22 protein-coding genes are annotated in these 25,341 nt (G+C 65.6%); 6 read left to right on the top strand and 16 right to left on the bottom strand.

The features are described from left to right. Positions 1 to 44: 44 nt before the first annotated feature. Positions 45 to 611 carry a TRAP transporter small permease gene (locus tag ACHMWQ_RS01345; RefSeq protein ID WP_396306104.1) on the top strand — a complete coding sequence of 189 codons (567 nt, stop codon included), beginning with the start codon at positions 45 to 47 and terminating at the stop codon, positions 609 to 611. Next, positions 608 to 1,891, top strand: a complete 1,284-nt coding sequence (locus ACHMWQ_RS01340; RefSeq protein ID WP_354553893.1) for a TRAP transporter large permease — start codon at positions 608 to 610, stop codon at positions 1,889 to 1,891. The genes ACHMWQ_RS01345 and ACHMWQ_RS01340 overlap by 4 nt, the downstream gene beginning before the upstream one ends. Before the next feature lie 87 nt (positions 1,892 to 1,978). Here ACHMWQ_RS01340 and ACHMWQ_RS01335 read toward each other — a convergent pair whose 3' ends face one another. The 7 genes from ACHMWQ_RS01335 to ACHMWQ_RS01305 all read right to left on the bottom strand — a co-directional run bounded on the left by ACHMWQ_RS01335 (position 1,979) and on the right by ACHMWQ_RS01305 (position 8,852). Continuing rightward, complete coding sequence (locus ACHMWQ_RS01335; protein WP_396306103.1) at positions 1,979 to 2,185, bottom strand: DUF2160 family membrane protein; 207 nt, start codon at positions 2,183 to 2,185, stop codon at positions 1,979 to 1,981. Between the two features lie 5 nt (positions 2,186 to 2,190). Then, positions 2,191 to 3,027 (bottom strand): carbohydrate ABC transporter permease, encoded by an 837-nt coding sequence (locus ACHMWQ_RS01330; protein ID WP_354553890.1) that lies wholly within the window; start codon positions 3,025 to 3,027, stop codon positions 2,191 to 2,193. After that, the gene (locus ACHMWQ_RS01325) at positions 3,024 to 3,905 is read right to left on the bottom strand and encodes a sugar ABC transporter permease (RefSeq protein ID WP_354553888.1); all 882 of its coding nucleotides are present in this window, start codon (positions 3,903 to 3,905) and stop codon (positions 3,024 to 3,026) included. The genes ACHMWQ_RS01330 and ACHMWQ_RS01325 overlap by 4 nt, the downstream gene beginning before the upstream one ends. A 136-nt stretch (positions 3,906 to 4,041) precedes the next feature. After that, positions 4,042 to 5,427, bottom strand: coding sequence for an extracellular solute-binding protein (locus ACHMWQ_RS01320; RefSeq protein WP_396306317.1), 1,386 nt, complete (start codon positions 5,425 to 5,427; stop codon positions 4,042 to 4,044). 365 nt (positions 5,428 to 5,792) lie between these two features. Next, a complete protein-coding gene (locus tag ACHMWQ_RS01315; protein WP_354553886.1) occupies positions 5,793 to 6,716 on the bottom strand; it encodes an AraC family transcriptional regulator in 924 nt (307 codons plus the stop codon). A 178-nt stretch (positions 6,717 to 6,894) separates the two neighbouring features. Next, on the bottom strand, positions 6,895 to 7,833 hold the full coding sequence (locus ACHMWQ_RS01310; RefSeq protein WP_396306102.1) for a threonine/serine dehydratase: 939 nt from the start codon (positions 7,831 to 7,833) through the stop codon (positions 6,895 to 6,897). Then, positions 7,830 to 8,852 carry a succinylglutamate desuccinylase/aspartoacylase family protein gene (locus ACHMWQ_RS01305; RefSeq protein WP_396306101.1) on the bottom strand — a complete coding sequence of 341 codons (1,023 nt, stop codon included), beginning with the start codon at positions 8,850 to 8,852 and terminating at the stop codon, positions 7,830 to 7,832. Before ACHMWQ_RS01305 ends, ACHMWQ_RS01310 begins: the two co-directional genes overlap by 4 nt. A gap of 198 nt (positions 8,853 to 9,050) precedes the next feature. On the opposite strand from ACHMWQ_RS01305, the gene ACHMWQ_RS01300 reads away from it, so the two are divergent. Then, positions 9,051 to 10,025, top strand: coding sequence for an IclR family transcriptional regulator (locus ACHMWQ_RS01300; RefSeq protein WP_396306100.1), 975 nt, complete (start codon positions 9,051 to 9,053; stop codon positions 10,023 to 10,025). Between the two features lie 4 nt (positions 10,026 to 10,029). Here the strand turns inward: ACHMWQ_RS01300 and ACHMWQ_RS01295 are convergent, their stop codons facing one another. From ACHMWQ_RS01295 to ACHMWQ_RS01275, 5 genes are all read right to left on the bottom strand, one after another. After that, positions 10,030 to 10,386, bottom strand: coding sequence for an L-rhamnose mutarotase (locus tag ACHMWQ_RS01295; RefSeq protein ID WP_396306099.1), 357 nt, complete (start codon positions 10,384 to 10,386; stop codon positions 10,030 to 10,032). Further along, a complete protein-coding gene (locus ACHMWQ_RS01290; protein ID WP_396306098.1) occupies positions 10,383 to 11,246 on the bottom strand; it encodes a carbohydrate ABC transporter permease in 864 nt (287 codons plus the stop codon). The genes ACHMWQ_RS01295 and ACHMWQ_RS01290 overlap by 4 nt, the downstream gene beginning before the upstream one ends. Continuing rightward, positions 11,243 to 12,208, bottom strand: coding sequence for a carbohydrate ABC transporter permease (locus ACHMWQ_RS01285; protein WP_396306097.1), 966 nt, complete (start codon positions 12,206 to 12,208; stop codon positions 11,243 to 11,245). The genes ACHMWQ_RS01290 and ACHMWQ_RS01285 overlap by 4 nt, the downstream gene beginning before the upstream one ends. Before the next feature lie 75 nt (positions 12,209 to 12,283). After that, complete coding sequence (locus tag ACHMWQ_RS01280; protein ID WP_396306096.1) at positions 12,284 to 13,597, bottom strand: ABC transporter substrate-binding protein; 1,314 nt, start codon at positions 13,595 to 13,597, stop codon at positions 12,284 to 12,286. 631 nt (positions 13,598 to 14,228) lie between these two features. Then, complete coding sequence (locus tag ACHMWQ_RS01275; RefSeq protein WP_396306095.1) at positions 14,229 to 15,299, bottom strand: Gfo/Idh/MocA family protein; 1,071 nt, start codon at positions 15,297 to 15,299, stop codon at positions 14,229 to 14,231. A gap of 155 nt (positions 15,300 to 15,454) precedes the next feature. Between ACHMWQ_RS01275 and ACHMWQ_RS01270 the strand changes: the two genes are divergently transcribed. From ACHMWQ_RS01270 to ACHMWQ_RS01260, 3 genes are all read left to right on the top strand, one after another. Beyond that, positions 15,455 to 17,131 carry a hypothetical protein gene (locus tag ACHMWQ_RS01270; protein ID WP_396306094.1) on the top strand — a complete coding sequence of 559 codons (1,677 nt, stop codon included), beginning with the start codon at positions 15,455 to 15,457 and terminating at the stop codon, positions 17,129 to 17,131. Between the two features lie 479 nt (positions 17,132 to 17,610). Further along, entirely contained in the window at positions 17,611 to 19,155 is a 1,545-nt protein-coding gene (locus ACHMWQ_RS01265; RefSeq protein WP_396306093.1) for a tryptophan halogenase family protein, read from the top strand. Between the two features lie 30 nt (positions 19,156 to 19,185). Then, complete coding sequence (locus tag ACHMWQ_RS01260) at positions 19,186 to 19,776, top strand: LysE family translocator (protein ID WP_396306092.1); 591 nt, start codon at positions 19,186 to 19,188, stop codon at positions 19,774 to 19,776. A 247-nt stretch (positions 19,777 to 20,023) separates the two neighbouring features. Here the strand turns inward: ACHMWQ_RS01260 and ACHMWQ_RS01255 are convergent, their stop codons facing one another. Genes ACHMWQ_RS01255 through ACHMWQ_RS01240 form a run of 4 tightly spaced genes read right to left on the bottom strand, consistent with a single transcriptional unit; the run spans position 20,024 to position 25,260 of the window. Continuing rightward, positions 20,024 to 21,394 carry an alpha-glucosidase/alpha-galactosidase gene (locus ACHMWQ_RS01255; protein WP_396306091.1) on the bottom strand — a complete coding sequence of 457 codons (1,371 nt, stop codon included), beginning with the start codon at positions 21,392 to 21,394 and terminating at the stop codon, positions 20,024 to 20,026. Between the two features lie 29 nt (positions 21,395 to 21,423). Continuing rightward, positions 21,424 to 23,094 carry an ABC transporter ATP-binding protein gene (locus ACHMWQ_RS01250; RefSeq protein ID WP_396306090.1) on the bottom strand — a complete coding sequence of 557 codons (1,671 nt, stop codon included), beginning with the start codon at positions 23,092 to 23,094 and terminating at the stop codon, positions 21,424 to 21,426. A 10-nt stretch (positions 23,095 to 23,104) separates the two neighbouring features. Beyond that, the gene (locus ACHMWQ_RS01245; protein ID WP_396306089.1) at positions 23,105 to 24,253 is read right to left on the bottom strand and encodes an ABC transporter permease; all 1,149 of its coding nucleotides are present in this window, start codon (positions 24,251 to 24,253) and stop codon (positions 23,105 to 23,107) included. Beyond that, entirely contained in the window at positions 24,250 to 25,260 is a 1,011-nt protein-coding gene (locus tag ACHMWQ_RS01240) for an ABC transporter permease (RefSeq protein WP_396306088.1), read from the bottom strand. The genes ACHMWQ_RS01245 and ACHMWQ_RS01240 overlap by 4 nt, the downstream gene beginning before the upstream one ends. Positions 25,261 to 25,341: the final 81 nt, after the last annotated feature.

Genomic DNA, 25,341 nt, shown 5'->3' with positions numbered 1-25,341 from the left:
GCCCGTCGCGTCCGCGCGGCGGGCCGTCTCCCTTGGGGGTATCGATGACAAGCATCCTCGTCCGGGTCGGCGATACGCTGCGCTGGCTGCTCACTTTCCTGGTCGGGGCGATGCTGCTCGCGATCGTCCTTCTGGTCTGCGTTCAGGTCTTCTCGCGCTATTTCATCGGCGCGGCGACGCCCGGCATGGCGGAGATCTCGCGCCTTCTGTTCATCTGGCTCACCTTTCTCGGCTCGGCCCTGCTGATCAGCCGGCGCGAGCTGATCGTCATCGATTTCCTGCATGACAGGCTGAACGCCGACCTGTTCAAGCGGCTCGGCATCGTCATCGATCTCGCCACCGCCGTCTTCCTCGTCATGCTGATCGTCTATGCACGGCACCTGATGATCGTCGTCGGCCAGAAGATCGCGCCCGCCACCGGGCTACCCTTCGCCTGGTTCTATGGCTCGATCGTCGCCTTCTCCGGGCTCGGCCTGTTCTTCATCCTCGAGCGCATTCTCACGCCGCGCATCTCGGCCGAGCGGGAGGCGACCTTCCGGGCGGCCCAGGCCGCCGCCCATGCCACGGCCAGCCAGACGCGCGCCGCCGCGACCGAAAGCTCCGCATCATGATCATGCTCGGCGTTCTCTCCGTCACCTTCCTGGCGCTGGCCCTGCTCGCCGTGCCGATCGCCATCGCGCTCGGCGTCTCGGCGCTGATCATCGTCGCCATCTGGGGCATGCCGGGCTTCATCCTGGCGCAGAAGATGGTCAACGGCATCGACTCCTTCCCGCTGCTGGCGGTGCCATTCTTCATCCTCGCCGCCTCGGTGATGAACTCGGGCGGCATCACCACCCGCGTCGTCGACCTGTTCTCCTCGGCGCTCGGGCGCATTCGCGGTTCGTCCGGCGTCGTCAATGTCGGCACCAACGTCTTCCTGGCCGGCATCTCCGGTTCGGCGGTGGCGGATGCCTCCGCTTCGGGCGCGCTGATCATCCCGGAGATGCGCAAGGAAGGGTATTCCGGCGGCTTCGCCGCGGCGCTGACCGCCGGCGCGGCCGTGATCGGCCCGATCATCCCGCCCAGCATTCCGTTGGTCATCTACGGCGTCATCGCGCAGGTCTCGATCACCAAGCTGTTCGTCGGCGCCTATATTCCCGGCCTGATGATCGCCTCGGCGCTGATCGCCTATGTCATCTTCTACGCCAAGCGGCACAATCTGCCGGCGCGCGGCCGCCGCCCCTGGGGCGTGATCGGCAAGCAGTTCAAGGGTAGCGCCTGGGCGCTGTCCATGCCGCTGCTGCTGATCGTCGGCGCCAAGGGCGGGCTGTTCACCGTCACCGAGCTCGGCGCCGTGCTGGTGCTCTATGCGATTTTCGTCGGCTGGGTGATCCACCGCGAATTCAAATGGCGCCTGTTCCCCGGCATGCTGACCGAGGCCGGGCTGCAGACCGCCAACATCATGCTGGTCGTCGCGGTCTCGTCCTTCATCGCCTATCTGGTCGTCGTGCACGGCATCCCGCGCGACATCCAGGCGCTGCTGCACGGCGCGGATCTCTCGGCCTGGGAATTCCTGCTGATCGTCAACGTCATCTTCCTGGTCGCGGGCATGTTCCTCGACTCGACACCGGCGACGATCATCCTGGTGCCGATCTTCCTGCCGGCCGCCACCAGCTTCGGTATCGATCCGACCCATTTCGGCCTGGTGATCGTGCTCAACCTGATGGTCGGCCTGATCCATCCGCCGCTCGGCCTCAATCTGCTGATCACCCAGTCGATCGCCAAGGTGCCGATGCGCGACGTGGTCTGGGCGAGCCTGCCGATCGTCGGCATCGTGCTCGTGGTGCTGCTGGTCATCACCTTTGTGCCGCAGACCGTGCTCTGGCTGCCGCATGTGATGGGCATGAAGTAGCAGCCCTCCGCCGGGCGTGGACGAACGAAAAAAGGGCCGCTCTCCGGGCAAGGAGAGCGGCCCTTTTCATTGGGAAGAGAGCGGCCGCTAGCCGCGCTTGATGACGATGGCGCCCACCACCACCGAGATCGCCGTCGCGAAATACAGCGACAGCGACTGCTCGACGAAGCGCATCCAGAACAGGTGGATGGCGACGAACAGCACGACCGCGATGAAGATGCGATCGAACAGGTTGGTCGTGATCGGCAGGAAGCCGTGCTTGACCGGGAGCTTGGCTGGCGTATCGAGGCTCATCGCATTCATCCCTTTACGGCGCCGAAGGTCAGGCCGGCGACGATATGCTTCTGCACCAAGGCCAGGAAGGCGATCGCCGGGATCAGCGTCAGCATGGCGGTAGCCGCCATCTGGCCCCAGTTGGTGCCGGTGACGGTGACGAATTCGGCCAGGCCCGTGGTGATGGTGCGGGCATGCACGCTCGTCAGCGTCGCGGCGAACAGATACTCGTTCCAGGCGAACACCCAGGTCAGGATGCCGGTGACGGCAAGGCCGGGCTTGGCCAAGGGCAGGATGACGTACCAGATCACCTGCCAGGTCTTGGCGCCGTCGACATAGGCGGCCTCGTCCAGCTCATGCGGGATCGAGTCGATCACGCCGCGCAGCGTCCAGATCGCGAAGGGCAGGTTGAACACGCAATAGAGCAGGATCAGCCCGGTGCGCGTGTCGAACAGCTTCCAGTCGCCGACGACGAAGACCTGCGTATAGAGCAGGAACAGCGGCAGCAGGAAGGCCGCCGGCGGCGCCATGCGGTTGGTGATCGTCCAGAAGAAGATGTTCTCCTTGCCCGTCAGCTTGTAGCGCGTCAGCGCATAGGTGGCGAACAGGGCCAGCGTCGTCACGAGCGCCGCATTCGTCGTGGCGACCACGATCGAATTGAACATGTATTTCTGGAAGGTCGGGTCGGTCAGCGTCTTGATGTAGTTCTCGGAGAAGAACGTCGTGATGATGAAGTTCGGCTTGCCGAACAGCTCGACGCGGCTCTTTGCCGAGACGATGAACATCCAGTAGATCGGGAACAGCGTCACCAGGCTGGAGACGGTCCAGAACAGGATCGACAGAAGCGGGCGTGGACGGGTCATTCTGGCCTCTTCAGATCGCGGCGGGCGACGAGACCGGCATAGAGCAGCCAGCACATCACGATGGTGAGGTAGAGCGTGATCAGCGACATGGCCGAGCCATAGCCGTAATCCGTCTTGGGGAAGACGACGCGCCAGATATAGAGGCCGATATAGCGGGTGGCCGAGCCGGGGCCGCCGCCGGTCAGCATCCAGACCTCGTCGACGGTGCGCATGGCATCCATCAGGCGGATGAACACGGCCGACAGGATCGCCGGCTTCAGCATCGGCAGCGTCACGTACCAGAAGGTCTGGACGCGGTTGGCGCCGTCGATCTGCGCCTGCTCGAACGGTTCCTTCGGCATCGACGACAGGGCGGCCAGCAGCGTTAGCGTGACCAGCGGCGTCCAGTGCCAGATGTCCATGACCACGGTGGTCATGAAGGCCTGGCCGACATAGCGGCTGATCAGGAATTCATAGCCGAACCACTTGTCGAGATAGTAGGGGATCGGGCCGAGGCCGGGCACCGTCATCAACCGCCAGGTGGCGCCGACGGCGACGGGGGCGATCATCAGCGGCAGGGTGTGCACCGTGCGGAACAGTCCCTTGAGCGGGAAGTTCTTCATGAACAGCTGCGCCAGCAGATAGCCCAGGATGACCTGGCTGGTGACGGCGAAGATGCCGAATTTCAGCGTGTTCCACAGCGCCATCAGGAAGCCCGTGTCGAAGACGAGGGCGCGGTAGTTCTGCACGCCGCTGAAACGCATCGTCGGGTCGGCGGCAAAGCTGTTCCAGTCGAAGAAGCTGATCACCATCACATAGATGAAGGGCCAGACACCGAAGACGAACAGGATCAGGATGGTCGGGGCGAGAAACAGCCAGCCGACGGATTGAGAGCGCATGAAGCTGTCTCCAGTTGCCACGGGACGGCGCCCGGCGTCGACCCGGGCGCTTCGCCTCCGGCGGAGCGAGGGGATCGCGGGCCGGAAAAGACGGGCGAGATTCCCTGGGGAATCCCGCCCGCCGTCGTCGGGAGGCTTACTTGCGGTAGCCGAGCTTGGTCAGTTCGGCTTCCGCCGTCGTGGCCATCTGGTCGAGGGCGTCGGACGGCGTCAGTTCGCCGGTGATCGCCTGGTAGAAGATCGGGGCAACCGCTTCGCGAACCTGGTTGTGGAACGGATAGGGCGGTGCGCCGGCGAACAGCTTGCCCTGGTCGCGCATCAGCGTGTAGTAGCCGTCCGTCTTGGCGTCCTGCGCCTGGACCTTCGGGTCGTCATAGGTCGACTGAAGCGTGATGCGGGAGCCGGCCACGGCCCAATCGGCCTGGACCGAAGGCTGGGCGATGTACTGCAGGAACAGAGCCGCCGCGGCCTTGTTCTTCGACGAGTGCGGGATGCCGAAGGCGCCGCCATCATAGTAGCCGATATAGCCGGTGCCGGCTTCGGCGGCTTCCATCACGCCGGCTTCGACCGGCGGCAACGCGACGCCGACCTTGCCCACGACCTTCGACTTGGATTCGTCGGTGGCGATCCAGGCAGCGTTCTCGCCATAGACGAGACCCTGCGCAGCGCGGCCGGCGCCGAAGGTGGCGGCGACCTCGTCCCAGGTCGATGCGGTGGATTCCGGCGGGGCGTTCTTCAGCAGGCCGACCCAGAATTCCAGCGCCTTCTTGGCCTCGGGGCTGTTCATCTTGCCGCCATGCTCGACGGTGGCGGCGTAGTTGTTCGAGGCATCGATGCCCCAGTTGTAGACGCCGAAGGTCGGGGCGACGCTCTCGACATATTCATACCAGGACGCCGGGTGGCCGGTATTGGCCTGGACCGTCGAACCCCAGAGCTCGATGCCCTTGTCCTTGCCCCACTGGGTGAAGAAGTCGGCGATCTCGACATATTCGGCGTGGTTCTTGGCCGGCGCCAGGTCGCGATTGTACTTCGCCTTGAAGGCTTCCTTGACCGCCGGATCCTCGAACAGGTCCTTGCGGTAGAGGTAGACCTTGATGAAGGCTTCCATCGGCACGCCGAACAGGTCGCCGTCCTTGCCCTTGAAGTAGTTGGCGAAGGTGGTGAAGTTGGCCGGATCGTAATCGGGCGCCTTCAGCTTCGGATTGTCGGCGATGAACTTGGTGATGTCGACCAGGAAGTCGCGGGCGAGATAGCCGTAGACGGCATCCTGCTCGATATAGACGAAGTCATAGATGCCGGTATTGGCCTCCATGTCCTTGATCGCCTTGTCATACATCTGGTCCCAGGACGTCGCCTCGAACTCGACATTGATGCCGGTCGCCTTGGTGAAGGCGGGGGCCAGCACGTTCTTGACGTAGTTGGAAGGCGGCGTGCTCTCGGAGACGCCGCGGATGGTCGCGCCGGTCAGTTCCTTGCCGGCATCGGACCAGAAGTCCGCCTTTGCCGGCGCTACGCCGGCCATCAGGCCCGCCGCGATCGCGCCGAGCATCATACGCTTCAAACCAGACATTCCTCGTCCTCCCTCGGATTGTCGACGGCGATCCGGCCGCTTCCCTTGAAGCAGGCATGAACATTCGCGCCCATTCGCACGAGCCGGACCTCAAACGCCCCATCTCCTCGATGGCGCGCGCCGCATGCTTAGCCTTCCGAAGCTGGCGGGGCTCTCCTCCGAGCCTCGGACTTGCCGACGGCTGGTCTTGCCAATCCGCCGCGTGCTTCAGGGCAAACTCTAGAAGAGGGCGAACAGGCTCACCACGCGCGTTTGCCGTCGCATCTGTACATTTTTGTCGGAGGGCCGGGCGGCGCCGCACCGCCCCCCGAACCCCCTCAAACGGTTGCGCCGACCCGGTGATCGAAGCGCGTGATCGTGCCGATACGGCGGGAATCGCGCCGGTAGGTAGAGGGCGACTGACCGCAGATCTTGACGAACTGGCGATTGAAATTGGCGACATTGTTGAAGCCGACCTCGAAGCAGATGTCGGTGATCGGCTTCTCGGTCTGGCTCAGCAGATTGCAGGCGGCGTGGACGCGCGAGCAGTTCACGTAGCGGGCGAAGGTGTGGCCGGTCTGCTTCTTGAAGAAGCGCGAGAAGGCGCTCGATTCCATGCCGCACAGCGCGGCGACCTTGGACAGGCGGATCTCGCTGGCGAAGTTCTTCAGGATGTGGCTGATCGCGATCTCGAGCTTTTCCGACGACCGCGTCTGGGCGACGAAGCTGGGTGCGGCGCGCGAGAGGACCTTTCGCTCGCGCGGCGTCTGCGCCAGCACGGTCATCAGTTCGAGGAACAGCACCAGCCGCTGCGGCCCGTGCGTGCCGCCGATCTCGCGCAGCAGGCGGCGGCCGGCTTCCGCCGTCTCGCCGCTGAATTCGACGCCGCGCGCCGCGTCGGCGAACAGGGTCGCGACATCGCCGAATTCGGGGCAGAGGTCGGAAACCTTCTCCGCGAAGGCGGGGCTGAACTGGATCAACATGTCGCGATCGGGAATGCGCTCGCCGGGCTGGCTCGCGCTGACCCAGTTATGCGGCAGGTCGGGGCCGGTCAGAACCAGGCAGCCCGCCTGAAAGTCGCCGACATGGTCGCCGATCATCATCTTGCCCGAGCTGGACTGGATCAGGTGCAGCTCATATTCGGGATGGTGGTGCCACTTGGCCAGATGATGCGGATAGTCGTGCACGTTCCATCGGAACGATTCCGACGGCGCGCAGACGATGACCTCGAAATCGGGCGCAAACCGGCGCTCGAACCCCATGGCGGCCCCTCCTTCTCGGGGGACCTGCGACGACGTTGTTGCCACGCCTGAGCCGGTAGGTCCCTGTTCCTCGCGGAGCATGGTACCGGATTGGACGGATTCTTCGACTCAAAATAATTCGGCGCCCGAAAGCCGCCATCGCGGGCTGCGCGACGGCGGCTTTCGGGCAAGGCCGGGGTCAGACCAGCGCGTCGGGACCGGCGCCGCAGACCAGCGCGCCAACCGTGTGGCCGGCGGGGAAGGTCAGCACCTTGGCGCGCAGCGCGGCGATGGCGGCGGCGCCGGAAAGGTCGGCGGCGATCCCCATCTCGAACCACAGCCAGCGGCTCGCCTCGAGCATGTCTTCGTCGGAGACCAGCACGATCTCGTCGACATGGTCGCGCACCAGCTCGAACACGCCCTGGTCCGTCTCGGCGCAGGACATGGTGGCGACGCGGCTGGTGATCGTCGGGAGGCGGACGACACGGCCGGCGTCCAGCGAGGCCTTCAGCGTCGGCGAACCCACGGGCTCGATGCCGATGATCCGAACCGACGGCTTCAGCGCCTTGATGGCGACGCCCATGCCGGAGATCAGGCCGCCGCCGCCGATCGCCACCAGCACGGTGTCGACGTCAGGGAGTTCCTCCAGCAGTTCCAGCGCCGTGGTGCCCTGGCCGGCGATGACGGCCGGGTCGGCGAAGGGATGGAAATAGGCGGCGCCGTTCTCCTTGGCGAAGGCCAGCGCGTGCAGGTTGGTCTCGTTCCAGATGTCGCCGATGATCTCGACCGTCGCGCCCCAGCGCTTCAGCTTGTCGACCTTGGCGGGCGTGATGCTCTTGGGTACGAAGATGGTGGCGGGCACGCCGGCGAGCTTCGCGGCGCGCGCCGTGGCGAGGCCATGATTGCCGCCGGAGGCCGTAACGACGCCACCGGCCAGCTCTTCCTTCGGCGTCGTCAGCAGCTTGTTGGTGGCGCCGCGCGCCTTGAACGAGCCGGTCGGCTGCAGGCATTCGAGCTTCAGCGACAGGTTCGCCTCGGTGACGGGCTCGGCCAGTGCATCGGCGCGAATGTTCGGCGTGCGGCGGATATGCGGCGCGATCCGCGCGGCCGCGGCCTGGATATCGGCGAGATGGATCATTTCAGCGAACCCCCATAGGGCGAGGCGACGACAAGGCAGCAATTGCCGGGGCGGACCCGGCCGGGCTGGCGGCGACCATACTGGATGCCGTCGGCGGCGTAAGCGAGCTCGGCCGGCTTGCGGTCGGGATGCGACAGGAAGTGGATGCGGCCGGCCGGCTGGCCGCGCGACACCATCGTGCCGTTTCTGTGGAAGGGCTCGAACACGCCGTCATCGTCGGCCAGCACGAAGGCGTCGGATCCCGGCAGTTCGAACAGGCGCTGCTCATGGCGCGGCGCCGCCGCCATTTCCGGCGGCAGCACGCCCAGATGCGACAGCACGTTGCGCACGCCGCGGCGGCAGATGTCGAGCGCGTCGAGCGAGACGGTGCCGCCGCCGGCCATCTCGGTCCCGACCACGGTCAGCCCGGCGCGGGCCGCCGAAGCGGTCGCTGTGCGGTGGTCGCCGCGGTTGTCGATGACGACGATCAGCGGCGCGTCGAAGGCGGTGACGGCGGCGACGTTCCTGGCGTGCTGGACGGGATCGGCGACCGGCTCGATCACCGAGCTCGGCATCAAATCGAGCGAGGAGCCGCCGGAATGCAGGTCGAGGAACGCGTCGCCCATCGGGAACAGGGCGTCGTTGACGAAGGCCGAGATCTGCTGCGTCGCGGTGCCGTTGGCGTCGCCCGGAAAGGTCCGGTTCATGTTGAGGTCGTCGATCGGCGAGGTGCGGCGCGCGGCCAGCACGGCCGGCAGGTTGATCGCGGGCACGAAGATGAGCCGGCCGGCGACCTTGCCGGGGTCGAGATCGCGGATCAGTTCGCCAAGCGCGATCGGGCCTTCATATTCGTCGCCATGATTGCCGCCTTCGAGAATGACGGTCGGGCCGACGCCGTTCTTGATGACGGCGAGCGGTACGCGGATCACGCCCCAGGCGTCGTCATGAACGGAAAGCGGCAGGTTGAAATAGCCGCTCTGCTTGCCGTCCTTGTCGAAGTCGACGGTGCATTGTGCCAGTTGTTTAGCGTTCAGGCCCATTTTCTGCTCTGTGCGGGGACGACCAAGGGGTGAGATCGAGAGGGAAACCGATCGGGTCGGCGGATGGTGTGACCCTATTTTCTATCACTGATGATATCAAGAGTTGATATTTGATACAATGCGGGGGCATGCTGACGCAAATGCCATCTTGCGCGCCGGCGCCAGCCCGGCGATGACCTGAACCAAAGGAGAAACGCTATGACCACTGCGAAGCGGCCATCCGGCGGGAAGGGTGCGGGCGAAGTCGGGACCGAACGGCAGGCGGCCGCGCTGGCGGACGAGCCCGTTGCCAAGTCCGGCAAGCCTAAGGCGGCTAAACCCAAGGCCGACAAGCCCAAGGCGCCGAAGGCGGCGGCCGCCGGCAAGGTGGCGAAGCCGGCTTACAGCGCGCCGGCGCTGGAAAAGGGCCTCGACGTGCTGGAACTGCTCGCCAGCCTCTCCGAGGGCGTGACGCCGAGCCAGATCGCGCAGCAGCTCGGCCGTTCGCTGCAAGAGGTCTACCGGGTCGTCGTCGCGCTGGAGCGGCGCGGCTACATCCAGCGCCCGCCGGGCGAGGAAAGCCTGGTGCTCTCGACCAAGCTGCACGACCTGTCCTATCGCTATCCGCCGATGCGCCGGCTGATCGACGTGGCGCGGCCGGTGATCAACCGCGCCTCGATCGAGGCCTACCAGGCCTTTCACCTGGCCGTGCTCGACGGCCTGTCGATCCGCGTCGTCGCGCAGGTCGACAGCCCCGCGCCGCTCGGCTTCCGCCTGCGCGTCGGCACGCAGAACCCGGCGATCCGCACCGCATCCGGCCGCCTGCTGATCGCCTACCAGGCGCCGTCCATGCAGGAATGGCTGTTCGAGGCGATCGGCCAGACCGCGCCGAAAAGCGAGATCGACTGGCTCAGGAAGCGGGTCGAGGTGGTGCGTTCGGTCGGCTACGAGATGATCGTCGGCGAGGCGCTGAAGGGCATCACCGACATCAGTTTCCCGATTCTCGATGCCGAGGGCCATGCGCCGGCGGTGATCACCATGCCGTTCCTCGCCTCGGCGACCGAGAAGGTGCCGATGGAGGATGCGACGCGGATCCTGTACGAGGCGGCCGCCAGCATCACCACCCTGTTCGGCGGCCATCTGGCCGAGCCGCGCTTCCCACTCGCCAATACCGGCGGCCCGGTCGGCGGCTAGGCGCTTAAGCGTCACTGTCGGGCCTGACCGCCAGGCGGAACACCTCGTCGAGCCAGAGCGGCTCGCCGTCGGTGGTCTCGTAGCTTTCGAACAGATGCGACAGCGTCGCGGTCCAGCGCTTCTGGATCGCGCTCGCCTGCATGATCGCCTCCGCCGCGCGGTAGCCGTGGCGGCCGCGCAGGCGCGACACGACGATCTCCTCGTGTCGCCAGATCTGGTAGTCCTCGAAGCCGGCCGCCTCGATCTCGGCCAGCAGTTCCGGCCAGACGGCGGCGTGCCAGCGGTCATATTCCGGGCCCGCGCCGGGCTTCAGGCGATAGAGGAAAAGGACCGGCTCGCCCGGCTTCGGATCGCGCTTCATCGGACGGCTCCCGCGATGGCGCCGGACAGGATCTGGCGCTGGAACAGCATGTAGACGAGGATGACCGGGGCCAGGGCCACGATCAGCCCGGCGCTGATCAGGGGGATCGAGACGTCATACTGGCCGGAAAGCAGCGCCACGCCGACCATCAGCGTCTTCTTGTCGGAGCCGCCCATGATCACCAGCGGCAGCAGCAAATCGTTCCACATCCAGACGAAGTTGAGGATCGACAAAGCGGCGATCGCCGGCGTCGAGATCGGCAGCAGGATGGAGAACAGGATACGGATGTCGCCGGCGCCATCGAGCCGCGCCGCCTCGATCAGCTCGTCGGGAATGGCGCGGAAATAGGCCGATAGCAGATAGGTGCCGAGCGGCAGGCCGAAGGCGGCATAGGCGAGGATCAGGCCCTGATAGGTGCCGCCGAAGCCGAGATCGAGGATGGTCTCGTAGAGCGGATAGATGATCACCTGGCTCGGGATCACCAGCATGGCGATGACGAACAGGAAGATGTAGTTGCCGCCGCGCATCTTCAGCTTGGTGACGGCATAGGCGATGAACAGCGCCGCGACGGTGGAGAGGACCAGCCCGCCCGCCGTGGTGATGATGCTGTTCAGCAGCAGCCGCCAGACCTGCATGCGCTCGAAGGTCTCGATGTAGTTTTCGAAGGTGATGTCGGTGAGGAAGCCAAGCGGATCGGCCGAATAGGCGGCGCGGGTCTTCAGCGAATTGATTACCGTGAAAACAAGCGGATAGAGCGTCACCACGGCGAGCACGACGAGCACCGCCGTGACCAGCCAGCGCGTCAGCACGATGCGCATCGAGGATACCGTCATCTTGTCGGAGGCGGCGGGCGGGGTCATTTCTTCTGCGCTCCTTCGACATACATGCGGCGGACCACGAAGGCCGAGACGATGGCAACGAAGACGAACAGCGCCATGCCGATGGCAGCGCCGAGGCCGCGATCGAGGAACTGGAACGTCGTGGTGAAAACGAGGAATTCCGGCAGCACGGTCGCCGTTCCCGGCCCGCCCTTGGTCAGTGCGTAGATCAGCGGGAACATCCAGATCAGGATGCCGGAGGTGCACAGCACCGCCCAGTAGCCGATCACCGATTTCAGCAGCGGCATGATGATGTGGAAGAGCAGCCGCCAGAAGCCGGCGCCGTCGAGCTTGGCGGCTTCGACGACCTCTTCCGATACGGTCGAGAGGCCCGAGAGATAGGTGAGCACGCCGAGGCCGAAGAAGCTCCAGAGCGCGACCGCAGTCAGCGCCAGCAGCGCGCTGGTCGGGCCGTTCAGCCATTCGATGGCGAGTGGCGCCAGGCCGATGGCGCGCAGCACCGCATTGAGCGGGCCGTCCGGCGCCAGGATCTGGCGGAACATGATGCCGACGACGATCGGCGCGATCATGTAGGGCAGGAAAAACGCGGCGCGGAAGAACTTCCAGCCCGGCGTCTTCTGGAACAGCAGGAAGGCCAGCACCAGCGGTAGCACGATCCAGACGGGCAGGGTCGCGAAGGCGATCAGCGCGTTGCGGAAGGAGTCATGCACCGACGGGTCGGCCAGCATGGTGCGGTAATTGGCGAAGCCGGCAAAGGTCGGGTCCTCGAAGCCGCGCGTCTCCAGGAAGCTCAGCCAGATGCCGCGCAGCAGCGGCACCAGCTTGAACAGGATCGCCAGCGCCAGGCCGGGCAGCACGAACAGAAGCGCGATCAGCGTCTCCTTGCGGATGAACACCCGCCGCGAGCCCGCCGCCCTTGCGCGGCGTGGGTCGCGTTTCGCCATCCGGTTCGGCGCGGTCGCCAGATTGGCCGTTTCAGCCATCGAAATTCCTGCCTGTTGCTGGGGGAGACGGGGAGGGCGGCCGGGGCCGTCCTCCCTTGTTGCGTGCGCGAAGCTTTACTGGCGCTTGCTCGGGCTCTGCTCGAGCGCCTTCTGCATGCGGCCGGTCCAGTCCTCGACCGACAGGCGGCCGAGCGCGACCTCCTGCCAGCCGCGGGCGAGCGCGTCGGCTTCCTGTCCGGAAAGCAGCACGCCGGCATGCAGCGTCGGCGTCTTGATGATCTCGAGGATCTGGGAGAGCGCCTGCGACTTCGGCATGACCGACGGATCGACGTTCTTGTTGAGCGAGATGCCGCCGGCGATCTTGGTCAGCAGTTCGGCGTTCTCCTTGCCGGCGATGAACTTCACGAACTTGAAGGCGGCGTCCTTCTTGTCGCTCCAGGAGGTGACGCCGAAGACCGAGCTCTCGATGCCGGAGAAGCTGTTGGCCAGCGGCGCGTCGGCGACGAGGGTCGGCCAGCGCATGGCGCCGAGGTTCTCGTCGCCCAGCACCTTGCCGAAGGCGGCCCAGTTCACCGCGTCGGAGATGATCGTGCCGGCGAAGGCGGCATTGCCGCTCTGGAAGATGTCGGCGCCGTCCGGCAGCATGGTGATCGAGGGGGCGCTGGAATTGGTCCAGCCCTTCTCGGTGATCGAGGCCAGGCCCTTGAGGACGTTGACCATCTTCGGGTCGGTCCAGGGCATCTTGCCGGCGAGCATGGCGCGCATGTCGTCTTCGGTCAGGTAGTTGCGCGCGATTTCCGGGAAGTCCCAATAGGCCGGGAAGATGCCGGAAAGGCCGATGGCGAGACAGGTCTTGCCTGAAGCCTTCACCTTCTCGCACGCCGCCCCCATCTCGTCCCAGGTCTTGGGCGGGTTGGCCGGATCGAGGCCGGCTTCCGCGAGCACCTTCTTGTTGTAGTACATGACGTTGCCCTGGTAGCCGAAGGGCAGGCCGTAGCAGGCTTTCGTCGTGTCGAAGTTGAGGCAGCCGCCGCTATAGGTGATCAGGTCCTTGCCGGCTTCCAGCACTTCGGGCGGCAGCTCGGCATAGGCGCGGCGGCGGTCGAACAGTTCGAGGCCGGCATTGTTCTCCATTACGTCCGGGCCGCTCTTGGTCGTGATGTAGGGGCCCTGGACTTCCGGATAGCGGTCGAACGGCACCGTCTCGAGCTCGACCTTGATATCCGGGTTCTGCTTCTCGAATTCGGCGACCAGCGCCTTCCAGTAATCCGCGCCGCCCGGCTCCCAGTTCAGGACGCGGATCGTCGTGGTGTCGGCGGCCAGCGCCGCCGGGCCGGCCAAGGCCGTCATCGAGGCGAAGGCGAGGCCGGCGAGCATGGCGCGGGCCGATCGGCGGCGCCCTCCGGCCGCGAGAGAGGTCGATGTCATGGTGTGTCCCTTCCGTCAGGTTTGGTCGCGCTGCTGTTCTGGAATCCGGACCGGACCCGGCGGAGAGCAATCCGCCGCCTGGGTCTGGCCTTCCTTCGGGTCGCCGAGCGGCACGCTTCCAGCGCCGCCATCGCTTGCGCGAGGCAGTCGAAAGAAGGCGCGATTGAAGCGGTCAGCATCCCTGTCACCCCGCCATGGCCGCCTCCCTTGAAGCGGGATTTTGCGCGGCCATGCGGCAACGCTAGCACAGCGGTTTTTCTATTGAAATAGTAATTTCTTATAAGAAAGAGCGTTGTCGATCGGGTGGCGAGAGCGGCAGGCAAAAGTGATCCGTCGAGCCAGACGCGACGGGCCAAGGTGCTGATAATATTAAGGATTGTTCTGGCGCAAGCCGCCGCGCTCAGCCGTCATCCCGGCGAAGGCCGGGATCCAGAAACACCGGCAGCTGTCCAGCCGGCGGAGGCAGGGCCTGCGAGGATGGCGGCTATGGGCCCCGGCCTTCGCCGGGGCGACGAGGCTGGTCCGCGCAATGCGGTCCTGAGCGATGGGCAGGCCTCACCCGCCGGCCTTTGGCCGTCGACCCCTTTCCCCGGAAGAGGTGAAAGCCAGATGCCGCGCCTTGGGTCGTCCCCTACACCGTCTGCGGAACGATGCCGCCGAGGCGGCTGGAGGCGAGGCAGGCGTCGACCAGGGCCATGGTGCGGATCGAATCGTGCACGTCGGTGTCGAGCACGCTGTCCTCGCCGGCGGCGAAGCGCTGCAGGTTCGACATCACCGCGCCGAACGCATCCGGCACGCGCTCGCCGACCAGCGGAATCGTCGTCCACTCGCCGCCCTCGACGATCACTTCGAGCTTCTCCGGCACCGGCTTCAGATAGTCGTGCAGATAGCCGAGATCGAGATGGGCGCAGCCCTTGGTGCCCTCGACGCGGATGGTCGCGTCGATGTGCTTGGGGCCGTAATTATAGGTGTGGTTGAGCGACAGGCAGCAGCGCGCCTTCGGGCCATAATCGAGGATGATGCTGGAACGCGCATCCTTGAGGTCGGGATAGCGCGGATGCGGTACCGCCTTGGCATAGACGCTGTCGGGCTCGCCGAGGATCGAGCGGATCCAGTCGAGATAGTGGATCGAATGCAGCGGGATCTCGACGGCGTCGAGATGCGGGATGAAGGACCACATCTCCCACGGCATGTAGACGGCGAGCCGGACTTCCAGCTCGACGATGTCGCCGAGCAGGCCGCGACGGACCGCGTCGCGGATCGCCAGCATGGAAGGCGTGTAGCGGAGCTGGAAATTCGTGGCGGCGGTGATTTTTCGCGCGTCGATGGCGGAGAGGATCTGCCGCGCCGCGGCGAGATTGGCGCCGAGCGGCTTCTGGATCAGAGCCACGCTGCCGACCGGCAGTTGCTCGACGGCGCCGAGGATCGCCACCGGCGGCAAAGCGAGGTCGAACACCGTGTCCTCGCTGCGCGCGGCGATCGCCGTCTCCATGCTTTCATAGACGACGGGGATGTCGAACTGGTCCGCGACCGCGCGCGCCTTGGCCGGGTCGAGATCGAAGATGCCGGCGACGGGCAGGCCGATCTTGCGATAGGCGGGCATGTGGGCGCTGCTGACGATGTCGCCGGCGCCGATCAGGGTGATCGGCCGCGGACGGCTCGGCATCGGCCAGGTCTGTTCGAGATTCAAGCCAGCCGTCATGCCACCCTCCGAAGCGCCGCCAGAGCGGATCCGGCAGCTTGAAACTGTCTATTTGTATCACTGACGATAGTCGACGTTGATATTTGATAGGAGATGGGCAATCCTGTCAACAACGCGGGCAGTGGCCGCGCGGCAGTCCAGAGGAGGATGACAGGATGGTCGGTACGGGTGAGGTTCGGATCGCGGGACGGGTTGGGCTGGAGGGCGGCGAACGGCACGCGCATGCGGCACGGCGGCTCCGCGCGGCGTTTCCGATGCTCGAATTCGTGCCCGCCGCCGCGGCATCCTCCAGCCTGCCGGTCATCCGCCTGGTCGAGGACCGGTCGCTGGCCGAGGGCGCCTTCACGCTCACCGTGCGGCCGAAGGACGGCTCGAATGCCGAGATCACCATCGCCGGCGGTCCCTTCTCCGGCGTCATCTATGGCGCGGAAGAGCTGATTTCTCGCGCGAAGGTCGAGGGTGGCGCGGTGCAGGTGCCGACCGGCGAGCGTCGCGTCGCACCGGGCCTTGCCTATCGCACCTTCTGGACCTGGGACCATTCGACCAACTGGGAATTGTCGCAGGTCGGCCACCAGGAGATCGGCGTCTTCAACCCCTATGGCAAGCCACCTGCCGGCTTCCTGGCCGACTACACCAGGCTGGTCGATTTCGCGAGCCGCAATCGCATTCCCTCGGTCGTGATCTATGGCTTCCTGCGCAATTCGCATGGCGGCATCGAAGCGGCGCAGGAACTCTGCCGTTACGCGACCGAGCGCGGCGTGCGCATCGTGCCGGGCATCGCCATCGGCTCTTATGGCGGCGTTTATTGGGAGGGCGACCACCCCTACAACCTCGCGACCTGGCTGAAGAAGAATCCGCAGCATGCCGCGACGATGGAAAAGGGCGTCGGCTTCCAAATCGCGGACCTCGACTTCCCGCTCAATTTTCCGCGCTCCGACTACACCATGAGCGCCTGCCCGAGCGCGCCGGAGACCATGGACTGGATGGAGGAGGCGGTCTCCTGGCTCGCCGACACCTTCGAGATCGGCGGCGTTAACATCGAGAGCGGCGACTATGGCGTCTGCGGCTGCGCGCGCTGCGTCGCCCGTCGCAACAACGAGGCCGAGGCCGCCCGCCGCGTCGACGACCATGGCGATTCATGGTCGCATACCGACATGGCGGAGAATTTCCCGCGCCTCTACCGCGCGGCGAAGGCGAAGAAGCCGGACGCCTGGATCTACAGCGAGCTGCAGTGGGACAATCTGTTCGATCCCGTCGCGCATGACGCCCAGCGCAGCATGCCGAAGGGCGCGATCTACCAGCACACCACCAACCGCACCTTCTGGGGCCGGTTGCAGAAGGAACTCACGCGGGCCGATGTTGAACGCCTGCCGACGCAGCCCAACGTGCTGCGCTGCCAGTTCGCCTGCCAGTGGAACGGCGACCGCCGCACCGAGCGCTACGCCTTCAACGGCCGCACCTTCGCCGACATGAACAAGTTCTGCGCCGATGTCGGCATGGAGGGCCTGACGGTCTGGGGCGAGCCGTCGCCCTATCACGCCACGGTCGAGCTCTCCTATCTCGCCTTCGCCCGCTTCGGCTACGAGCCGACGCTGAGCTGGGAGCGCTTCATCGCCGAGGACGCGGCCCCGCTTCTGGGCGGCGTGGCGGCGGCCGAGCGCTTCGTTGGGATGGCCGAGGAGCTCGACGCGCATATCGAGCTGCCGGTCGAGCGGCTCAAGGCGCTGAAGGGCGAGGCCCGCGAGGCGTCGCGCCATAGCGACGACGAAGTCTCGCGCCGCTGGCTGAGCCTCGAAGACCAGATCGCCCGCCGCGTCTTCATGGGGCGGTAGGGGTGCTCTTTCTGCGAAGGCCCGAAGCGTGAATCCGAACACTCGACCATCATCCTGAGGCGCCCGGCAGAGCCGGGCCTCGAAGGAGGGTCCAGGGAACACCAACGTGCCCGCTGGAGCCTCCTTCGAGGCTTCGCTCACGCGAAGCACCTCAGGATGATGGCGGAGCGGGTTGGTAGGTTCGGACGGCCAAACAAATGAGGCTCCGGCGGGGAAACGCCGGGGCCTTCGTGCCGCATGCCGGGGAGGGAGCAGACGACACGCCTTGAACGTGCTCGCTTCGACGCTTTCTTCACCTCTCCCTCAGGGAGGGCGAGCGAGCGCGCCTGTGCAGGCGTATCCTGCTTTGCGCTCCAGCACAGGATTACCCGCCATGAGCCAAAATCGCTCTGGAGGCGGGGAAAGTTTGCGTCCTAGACTGATGCAAAAGGGCCGGAGACCGCGAGGTTCTCCCGGCTGACCATCGGGAGGACGGCCGCTTGGCGAAACCAGCACATTTCGTCATTGTCGGCGGCGGCACCGCCGGCTGGCTCACCGCCTTCATCATAGAGGACAGCGCCCGGCGGCAAAAACTCGATATCCGTGTCTCGCTGGTCGAATCCTCCAGGATTCCCACCGTCGGCGTCGGCGAGGGCAGCACGGCGGCGATGCGAGTGCTGTTCCAGCATTTCGGCATCGACGAATTCGAATTCTTCCGCGAGACCGGCGCCACCGTCAAGCTCGGCATCCGCCACACCGACTGGCGCCGCAAGGGCTTCACCTATTACGGCCCGATCGACGACCCGCATCAGGTCATCGCCGCGCCACCGGGCGCGCCGTCTGATTATCTCAACGTCTATTGCGTCGCCGCCGGCCGCAAGGTGCAGGACATGCACCTGTTCGGGCCGCTGCTGGAGCAGAAGAAAGCGCCCTATGCCAGGAAGGCGGACGGTTCGCTGGTGGCGCTCGGGCCGTTCCACCACGCCTTCCATTTCGACCAGGCGCGGGTGGGCAAATTCCTGAAATCGAAGTCCCGGGGCGTCGCCATCGTCGACGCGGTGATCCAGGGCGTCGAGCGCCACAGGGAGAGCGGCGACATCACCGCCCTGCAGCTCGATAGCGGCGAGCGCCTCGCCGGTGATTTCTTCATCGACGCCAGCGGCTTCCGCAAGCGGCTGATCGTCCAGGAACTGAACGCGCCCTGGATCTCCTACCAGAAGGAACTGCCGGTCAACCGGGCGCTGCCGTTCTGGCTCGACATCAAGCCCGGCGAGGAGATCAACAACTACACCCATGCCTGGGCGCAGGAAGCGGGCTGGATCTGGCAGATCCCGACCCAGGGCCGCTATGGCTGCGGCTATGTCTATTCCGACGCGTTCAAGACGCCGGAGGAGGCGAAGCGCGAGGTCGAGGCGACGCTTGGCCGCGAGATCGAGGTGCGCGACGACATACGCTTCCAGATCGGCCGGCTGGAAAATGCCTGGATCGGCAATTGCCTGGCCGTCGGCCTGTCGTCGAGCTTCCTGGAACCGCTGGAATCGACCTCGATCCACGGCACCATCGTGCAGATGATGCTGTTCACCCAGCGCTACATGAAGCGGCCGGAGGCGATGACCGCGGCCGACCGCGCAGATTACAACCGCCGCGTCGGCCGGCAGGTCGACGACTTCCGCACCTTCGTCAACACGCATTACGTCACCGAGCGCGACGACACACCGTTCTGGCGCAATGTGAAGGCGGAGCGGCTGCATCCGGAGACGAAGGAGCGCCTTGCGCACTGGAAGCGCGAAATGCCCCGGCGCGAGCATTTCGGCGATTTCCTCGACGGTTTGCCGCATGTCGAGACGCAGCTGCACTATCCCGTCCTCGACGGGCTTGGCCTGCTCGACCCGGCCGTGGCGCGGGCCGAGATGGCCAAATCGCCGGCCCTGCGCGCCCTCGCGCGCGAGACCGTCGACAGCCTGGTGAAGGAATACCGGCAGGCGGCCTCAAAAGCGCTCGGCCATGCCGAATTTCTCGAGCATGTGAACCAGCATGGCCGCTGAGCCCATGGCACCGCGCGAGCGGGACGTCGCATGACGGCGGTCCCGACCTTCATCCTCGCCGTGCTGGCGCTGCTCGCCGTGCCGGGGCCGACCAACACGCTGCTGGCGACCTCCGGCGCCGCGATCGGCATGCGCCGCTCGCTCCGCCTGGTGCCGGCCGAACTCGCCGGTTACGGACTGGCAATCGGCATCCTGATGGGGATCGTCGGGCCGCTGGCGGCGGAGCACCCGATCGTGCCGATCCTGTCGAAAATCGTGGCCAGCCTGTATCTCGCCGGGTCGGCGGTGGCGCTCTGGCGTCAGGCGGCGCGCGAGGCGCTGCCGGGCGGGGCGCCGATCTCGGTCCGGCGGGTGTTCGTCACCACGCTGCTTAATCCCAAGGCGCTGATCTTCGCCTTCCTGATTTTTCCACGCGACCTTGCCAGCCTGCCGGGCTTTGCGGGGTTGTTCTCGGTGCTCGTCGTCGGCGTCGCCTGCGGCTGGATCACGCTCGGCAGTTCGCTGTCGCGTTCGGCCGGCGGCTTCGCAACCCCGGCGCGCGTCTCGCGCTTTGCCGCCGTGGCGCTGGTGGTCTTTGCCTCGGTCATGGCCAGCTCCGCCATTGCCGCCGCGCTCTCCTGAAACGAAAAGGCCCCGGCGGAGAAACGCCGGGGCCCCTGCGCGTCGCATGCCGGGGGAGGGGCAGGCTACGCCACGCTCTGACTTGGCTGTCCTCTCCTCTACCTCTCGCCTCAAGGGAGAGGTCGGAGCGAAGCTCCGGGTGAGGGTTTAGGGAACCATCCGGAGAGGCCGTAAACCCTCACCCGCCGGCCTTTGGCAGTCGACCTCCCCCTCAGGGGGAGGTGAAGAAGGAAGATCCAGCTTCGGATCAGGCGACCCGCTGCTTGGCGGCGCCGCGGGCCCATTCGGGCAGCCATTCGCCATGGGCGGCCAGCAGGTCGTCGACGAGATGCCAGATCTGGTCGAGATCCAGTTCGGCGGCGGTGTGCGGGTCCATCATCGCGGCGTGGTAGATGTGCTCGCGGTTCTCGGTGAGCAGCGCCTTCACCGTCAGTTCCTGCACGTTGATGTTGGTGCGCATCAGCGCGGTCAGCTGCGGCGGCAGTTCGCCGATATAGGTCGGCTGGATGCCCGAGGCGTCGACCAGGCAGGGCACTTCCGCCGCGCAATCGGCCGGCAGCGAGGTGATGCAGCCATTGTTGCGGACATTGCCGTAGATGACGGAGGGTTCGCCGGTCCAGACAGAGTTGATGATCTCGGAGGCGTATTCCTTGCTCTGCGACACCTCAATCTTGTCGGCCGAGCGGTAGGCCTCGGCCTGGGTCTTCCAGCGGGCGATCTGCTCGATGCAGCGCTTCGGATATTCGTCGAGCGGAATGCCGAACTTCTCGATCAGGTCCTCGCGGCCTTCCTTGATGAAATAGGGCGTGTATTCGGCGAAGTGCTCGGAGCTTTCGGTGACGAAATAGCCGAGGCGCGTCAGCATCTCGTAGCGCACCTTGTTGGGGCAGCGCGGATTCCAGCCGGGTTTTGGCGCACGGCCTTCGTGATAGGCGCGGACCAGGTCCGGGTAGAGGTCGCGATAGGAGCCGTCCTTCTGGCGATGCTCGAACTTCAGGTAGAACGCCATGTGGTTGATGCCGGCGGCGCGGTAGCGGATTTCCTCGTAGGGAATGTCGAGGTCGAGTGCCAGCTCCATCGCCGTGCCCTGCACGGAGTGGCAGAGGCCGACCTGGCGGATGGTCGGATATTTCGCCGTGATCGCCCAGGTGTTGATCGCCATCGGGTTGACGTATTGCAGCAGGATGGCGTTCGGGCAGACGACGAGCATGTCGTCGCAGATCTTCCAGAGATGCGGGACAGTCCGCAAGCCGCGCATGATGCCGCCGACGCCCAGCGTGTCGGCGATGGTCTGGCGCAGGCCGTAGCGCTTCGGCACGTCGAAATCGGTGATCGTGCAGGGATCGTAACCGCCGATCTGGAAGGCGACGACGACGAAATCGGCGCCCTGGAGCGCCTTCTTCTGGTCGGTATAGGTCTCGACCCTGGCCTTCGCGTTGAGGGTCGAGGCGATCTTGCGGACGACGACGGCGCTTTCTTCGAGGCGCTGCGGGTTGATGTCCATCAGCGCGATGGTGGCGCCCGACAGCGCGGGGCGCTGCAGCACGTCGCCGACGATGTTCTTCATGAACACGGTCGAGCCGGCGCCGATGAAGGTGATCCTGGGATTGGCAGTCATGGGGAGAAGCTCCGGGGTAGGCAGATTCGTTAGGCGGCTATTTCGAACGCGGCGCGGACGAGGCGGGCGGTGTATTCGCTTTGCGGCCGGGTCAGCACCTCGCTGACCGGCCCCTGTTCGACGATCTTGCCGTGCTGCATGACGATGACGCGGTGGCAGAGCGCGCGCACCACCTTCAGATCATGCGAGATGAACAGGTAGGAGAGGCCGCGCTCGTCCTGCAGCTTGCGCAGGAGATCGATGATCTGCGCCTGCACGGACAGGTCGAGCGCCGAGGTCGGCTCGTCGAGCAGGATGAATTCGGGCTCCAGCGCAATGGCGCGGGCGATGGCGATGCGCTGGCGCTGGCCGCCGGAGAACTCGTGCGGAAAGCGCGACAGGATGGTGTCGGGCATGCCGGAATCGCGCAGCGCCTGGCGCACGCGGTCGAGCCGGTCCTGGCGGCTGGAGCCGATGTCGTTGACAACAAGCCCTTCCTCGATGATCTGCCCGATCGACATGCGCGGGTTGAGCGACGAGAAGGGGTCCTGGAAGACGATCTGCATGCGCGAGCGCAGCGGCCGCATCGCCTTGCGGTCCTTGTCGTGGATGGTCTCGCCGTCAAAGACGATCTCGCCGGTCGAATGCTGGATCAGCCGGATCAGCGCTTGGCCGAACGTGGTCTTGCCTGAACCGGATTCGCCAACGATGCCAAGGGTTTCGTGGCGTCGCAATTCGAGGCTGAGATTGTCGCAGGCGAGCAGCTGGAAGAAGTCCGGCTTGAACATGCCGCCCCGCTTCAGCGTGTAGGCGACGCGCACATTGCGGCCTTCGAGGATCACCGGCGTGCCCTCGGGCAGCGGGTTGGCGGATCCCTTCGGCTCGGAGGCGAGCAGGTGGCGCGTATAGGCGTGGCGCGGGCTCTGGAACAGCGTCTCGGTGACGTTGTGCTCCTTCACCTCGCCATGCTGCATCACATAGACATAGTCGGAGAACTGCCGGACGATGGTGAGATCGTGGGTGATCAGGATCACCGCCATGCCGTAGCGCTTCTGCAATTCGCGGATCAGGTTGAGGATCTGCGCCTGCACGGTGACGTCAAGGGCGGTGGTCGGTTCGTCGGCGATCAGGATGTCCGGGCGGTTGGCGAGCGCCATGGCGATCATGACGCGCTGGCGCTGGCCACCGGAAAGCTGATGCGGATATTGCTTGATGCGCGCTTCCGGGTCGGGGATCTGCACTTCCTTGAGCAGTTCGAGCACGCGCGCCTTCGCGTCGGCGCGGGTCATCTTGCGGTTGTGTATGTGCAGCACCTCGGCGATCTGCTGGCCGATCGTGTAGACAGGGTTCAGCGAGCTCATCGGCTCCTGGAAGATCATCGCGAAGCGGTTGCCGCGCAGCTTGCGCTTGGCGACCGGGTTGAAGGCGAGCACGTTCTTGCCCTCGAACTCGATGCGCGCGTCCTTGGCGACGGTGGCCCGCTTCGACAGCAGCCCCATGATGGTGCGCGCCGTCACCGATTTGCCGGATCCGGATTCGCCGACGATGGCGATCGTCTCGCCCTTGTGCAGCTGGAACGACACGTCGCGCACCGCCTCGACCGAGCCGCCCTCGACCTTGAAGGTGACGGCGACATTGCGGGCATCGAGGATCAGCTCGCGGCCATGCGCGTTCAGGTCGTAGCGTTCGGCCGGGGCGAATTCGTTGGGGGTCAAGGCCATGAGGCTCCGCCTAGTAGGGGTCGATCGCGTCGCGCAGGCCATCGCCCAGCGCGTTGAACGCGAAGACGGTGATCAGCACGAAGACGACGGGGGAGAGGATCCACGGATAGGAGCCGATCACCGAAAAGGCGCCGGTATCCTGCAGCATCAGGCCCCAGGAGATCAGCGGCGGCTTCACGGCGAAGCCGAGGAAGCCCAAGAAGGATTCCAGCAGCACGATGGTCGGGATCGCCAGCGTCACGCCGACGATGACGTGGCTCATGACGTTGGGCAGGATGTGGCGGAAGATGATCCGCCCGTCGCCGGCGCCGATCGCCATGGCGGCGCGGACATATTCGATGCGGGCCAGCGCCAGCGTCTTGCCGCGCACCTCCCGAGAGAGCTGCGCCCAGCCGAGCGCCGCCATCACGCCTATGACGAAGGCGATGAAGACGTTGGAAGGCGCGGTGATCGGGATCAGCGAGGTCAGGGCCAGGTAGAGCGGCAATTGCGGGAAGGCCAGCACCAGCTCGACGAAGCGCTGTACCCAGGCGTCGATCCGCCCGCCCATATAGCCCGAGGTGATGCCGATCGTGGTGCCGACCGTGGTCGTGATGAACACGACGATCAGCGCGATGGTGAGCGAGATCCGGGATCCCACAATGCCGCGAGAAAGAATGTCGCGACCGAACTTGTCGGTGCCGAGCAGGTGGATCGGCGCCCCGTCGCGCGAGCCGAACAGATGGATGTTGGACGGGATCAGCCACAGGATCTTGTAGTCGAAGCCGCGCACGAACAGGCTGAGCACATGCGGGTTTTCGAGGTCCGGCCCGTTCATCGGCTGGAACGTCACCGGATCGAGCTCGTCCGTCTCGACGATCGGATAGATGCGCGGGATGAGGCTGAACGAGCCGTCCGGCTTGAAGAAGCTGATGTGATCGGGCGGCGCGAAGCCGATGCCGTTGGCGCGCGGATCGACGGGGGCGACGAAATCCGCGAACAGCGCCATCAGCAGCAGCCCGACGACCATGACCAGACCGATCATGCCCATGACGGAGCGGCGGAAGCGGCGCCAGACCAGGGCGAAATAGCCCTCATTGCCATGCGCGAAGCGGGCGCTCGGCACGGCGGGCGAAGCGGCGGGCGGCACGGTGGCCGTGGTCTCGGTCACGTCGGTCATTCCTTGCCTCCGCCCAGGCGCACGCGCGGGTCGAGCAGCGCCAGCAGCATGTCGGCGATGATGTTGCCGATGATCAGGGTTGTCGCCAGAACCAGCATGAAGGTGGCGGTGACATAGACGTCGCCGACCGCCATCGAGCTGACGATGGCCGGGCCGACGGTGGCGAGCGAGAAGACGATCGCCACCTCGATCTCGCCGGTCAGCATGTAGGGCAGCACGACGCCCTGATACATGACGAGCGGGTGCAGCGCGTTGGGCACGGCATGGCGCAGGATCACCTGCGATTCCGGCAGGCCCTTCGCGCGGGCCGTCTCGACATACTGGGCGTTGAGCGTGTCGAGCAGATTGCCGCGCATGACGCGCATGTTGTAGGCGAGGCCGCCGAAGGTCGCGATCGCGACGACCGGCCAGACATGCTTCACGAGGTCGACGAACTTGGCCCAGGACCAGGGCGCGCCGCCATATTGCGGCGAGAAGAAGCTGCCGATCTCCTGCACGTTCAGTTTGAAGGCGAGCAGGTAGACGATGATGATCGCGATCAGGAAGCGAGGCACGGTCATGCCGAGAAACGACACGAAGGAGAGCACCGAGTCGATCCAGCTATACTGGCGGGTCGCGGCGATGATGCCGAAGGTGATGCCGATGATCGACGCCAGGATGTGGCAGGTGAGCGCCAGCAGCAGGGTGCGCGGCAGCCGTTCGGCCACGACCGTCGAGACGGGCTTGTTGTAGAAGAAGCTGTCGCCGAAATCGAAGCGGGTGAGGATCCCCCAGAGCCATTTGAAATACTGGAGGATGACGGGATCGTTGAGGCCATGCGCCTGGCGATAGGCCTCGGCCTGCGCCTCGGCGACGACGGCGGAGGCGCCGCCCTGGTTCATCAACTGGGCGCGGATGAAATCACCATAGTCGCCGGGCGGCGCCTGGATGATGGCGAAGGTCACGACGCTGAGAACGAACAGCACCGGGATCGCCGAGAGAATCCGCATGGTCAGGAAGCGCAACATTGGGGCAACAGCTCCCTGTTCTGGGCTAGAGGGGAACAAGGGGGCGGCAGCCCGCCCCCTTGTCCGGATCGATGGATCGGC

The organism is Kaistia sp. UC242_56, from assembly GCF_044452255.1.
GTDB lineage: Bacteria > Pseudomonadota > Alphaproteobacteria > Rhizobiales > Kaistiaceae > Kaistia > Kaistia defluvii_A.
This window is presented reverse-complemented; position numbering and strand designations above follow the sequence as displayed.

Excerpts from the sequence above, each read along its gene's own strand:
- ACHMWQ_RS01250 (WP_396306090.1), bottom strand. The coding sequence starts at position 23,094 with ATGGCCTTGACCCCCAACGAATTCGCCCCGGCCGAACGCTACGACCTG.
- ACHMWQ_RS01295 (WP_396306099.1), bottom strand. The coding sequence starts at position 10,386 with ATGAAGCGCGATCCGAAGCCGGGCGAGCCGGTCCTTTTCCTCTATCGC.
- ACHMWQ_RS01315 (WP_354553886.1), bottom strand. The coding sequence starts at position 6,716 with ATGGGGTTCGAGCGCCGGTTTGCGCCCGATTTCGAGGTCATCGTCTGC.
- ACHMWQ_RS01260 (WP_396306092.1), top strand. The coding sequence starts at position 19,186 with ATGACGGCGGTCCCGACCTTCATCCTCGCCGTGCTGGCGCTGCTCGCC.
- ACHMWQ_RS01255 (WP_396306091.1), bottom strand. The coding sequence starts at position 21,394 with ATGACTGCCAATCCCAGGATCACCTTCATCGGCGCCGGCTCGACCGTG.
- ACHMWQ_RS01280 (WP_396306096.1), bottom strand. The coding sequence starts at position 13,597 with ATGACATCGACCTCTCTCGCGGCCGGAGGGCGCCGCCGATCGGCCCGC.
- ACHMWQ_RS01325 (WP_354553888.1), bottom strand. The coding sequence starts at position 3,905 with ATGCGCTCTCAATCCGTCGGCTGGCTGTTTCTCGCCCCGACCATCCTG.
- ACHMWQ_RS01290 (WP_396306098.1), bottom strand. The coding sequence starts at position 11,246 with ATGACCCCGCCCGCCGCCTCCGACAAGATGACGGTATCCTCGATGCGC.
- ACHMWQ_RS01320 (WP_396306317.1), bottom strand. The coding sequence starts at position 5,427 with ATGGCCGGCGTAGCGCCGGCAAAGGCGGACTTCTGGTCCGATGCCGGC.
- ACHMWQ_RS01305 (WP_396306101.1), bottom strand. The coding sequence starts at position 8,852 with ATGGGCCTGAACGCTAAACAACTGGCACAATGCACCGTCGACTTCGAC.
- ACHMWQ_RS01330 (WP_354553890.1), bottom strand. The coding sequence starts at position 3,027 with ATGACCCGTCCACGCCCGCTTCTGTCGATCCTGTTCTGGACCGTCTCC.
- ACHMWQ_RS01270 (WP_396306094.1), top strand. The coding sequence starts at position 15,455 with ATGGTCGGTACGGGTGAGGTTCGGATCGCGGGACGGGTTGGGCTGGAG.
- ACHMWQ_RS01310 (WP_396306102.1), bottom strand. The coding sequence starts at position 7,833 with ATGATCCATCTCGCCGATATCCAGGCCGCGGCCGCGCGGATCGCGCCG.
- ACHMWQ_RS01275 (WP_396306095.1), bottom strand. The coding sequence starts at position 15,299 with ATGACGGCTGGCTTGAATCTCGAACAGACCTGGCCGATGCCGAGCCGT.
- ACHMWQ_RS01285 (WP_396306097.1), bottom strand. The coding sequence starts at position 12,208 with ATGGCTGAAACGGCCAATCTGGCGACCGCGCCGAACCGGATGGCGAAA.
- ACHMWQ_RS01245 (WP_396306089.1), bottom strand. The coding sequence starts at position 24,253 with ATGACCGACGTGACCGAGACCACGGCCACCGTGCCGCCCGCCGCTTCG.
- ACHMWQ_RS01345 (WP_396306104.1), top strand. The coding sequence starts at position 45 with ATGACAAGCATCCTCGTCCGGGTCGGCGATACGCTGCGCTGGCTGCTC.
- ACHMWQ_RS01340 (WP_354553893.1), top strand. The coding sequence starts at position 608 with ATGATCATGCTCGGCGTTCTCTCCGTCACCTTCCTGGCGCTGGCCCTG.
- ACHMWQ_RS01335 (WP_396306103.1), bottom strand. The coding sequence starts at position 2,185 with ATGAGCCTCGATACGCCAGCCAAGCTCCCGGTCAAGCACGGCTTCCTG.
- ACHMWQ_RS01240 (WP_396306088.1), bottom strand. The coding sequence starts at position 25,260 with ATGTTGCGCTTCCTGACCATGCGGATTCTCTCGGCGATCCCGGTGCTG.
- ACHMWQ_RS01300 (WP_396306100.1), top strand. The coding sequence starts at position 9,051 with ATGACCACTGCGAAGCGGCCATCCGGCGGGAAGGGTGCGGGCGAAGTC.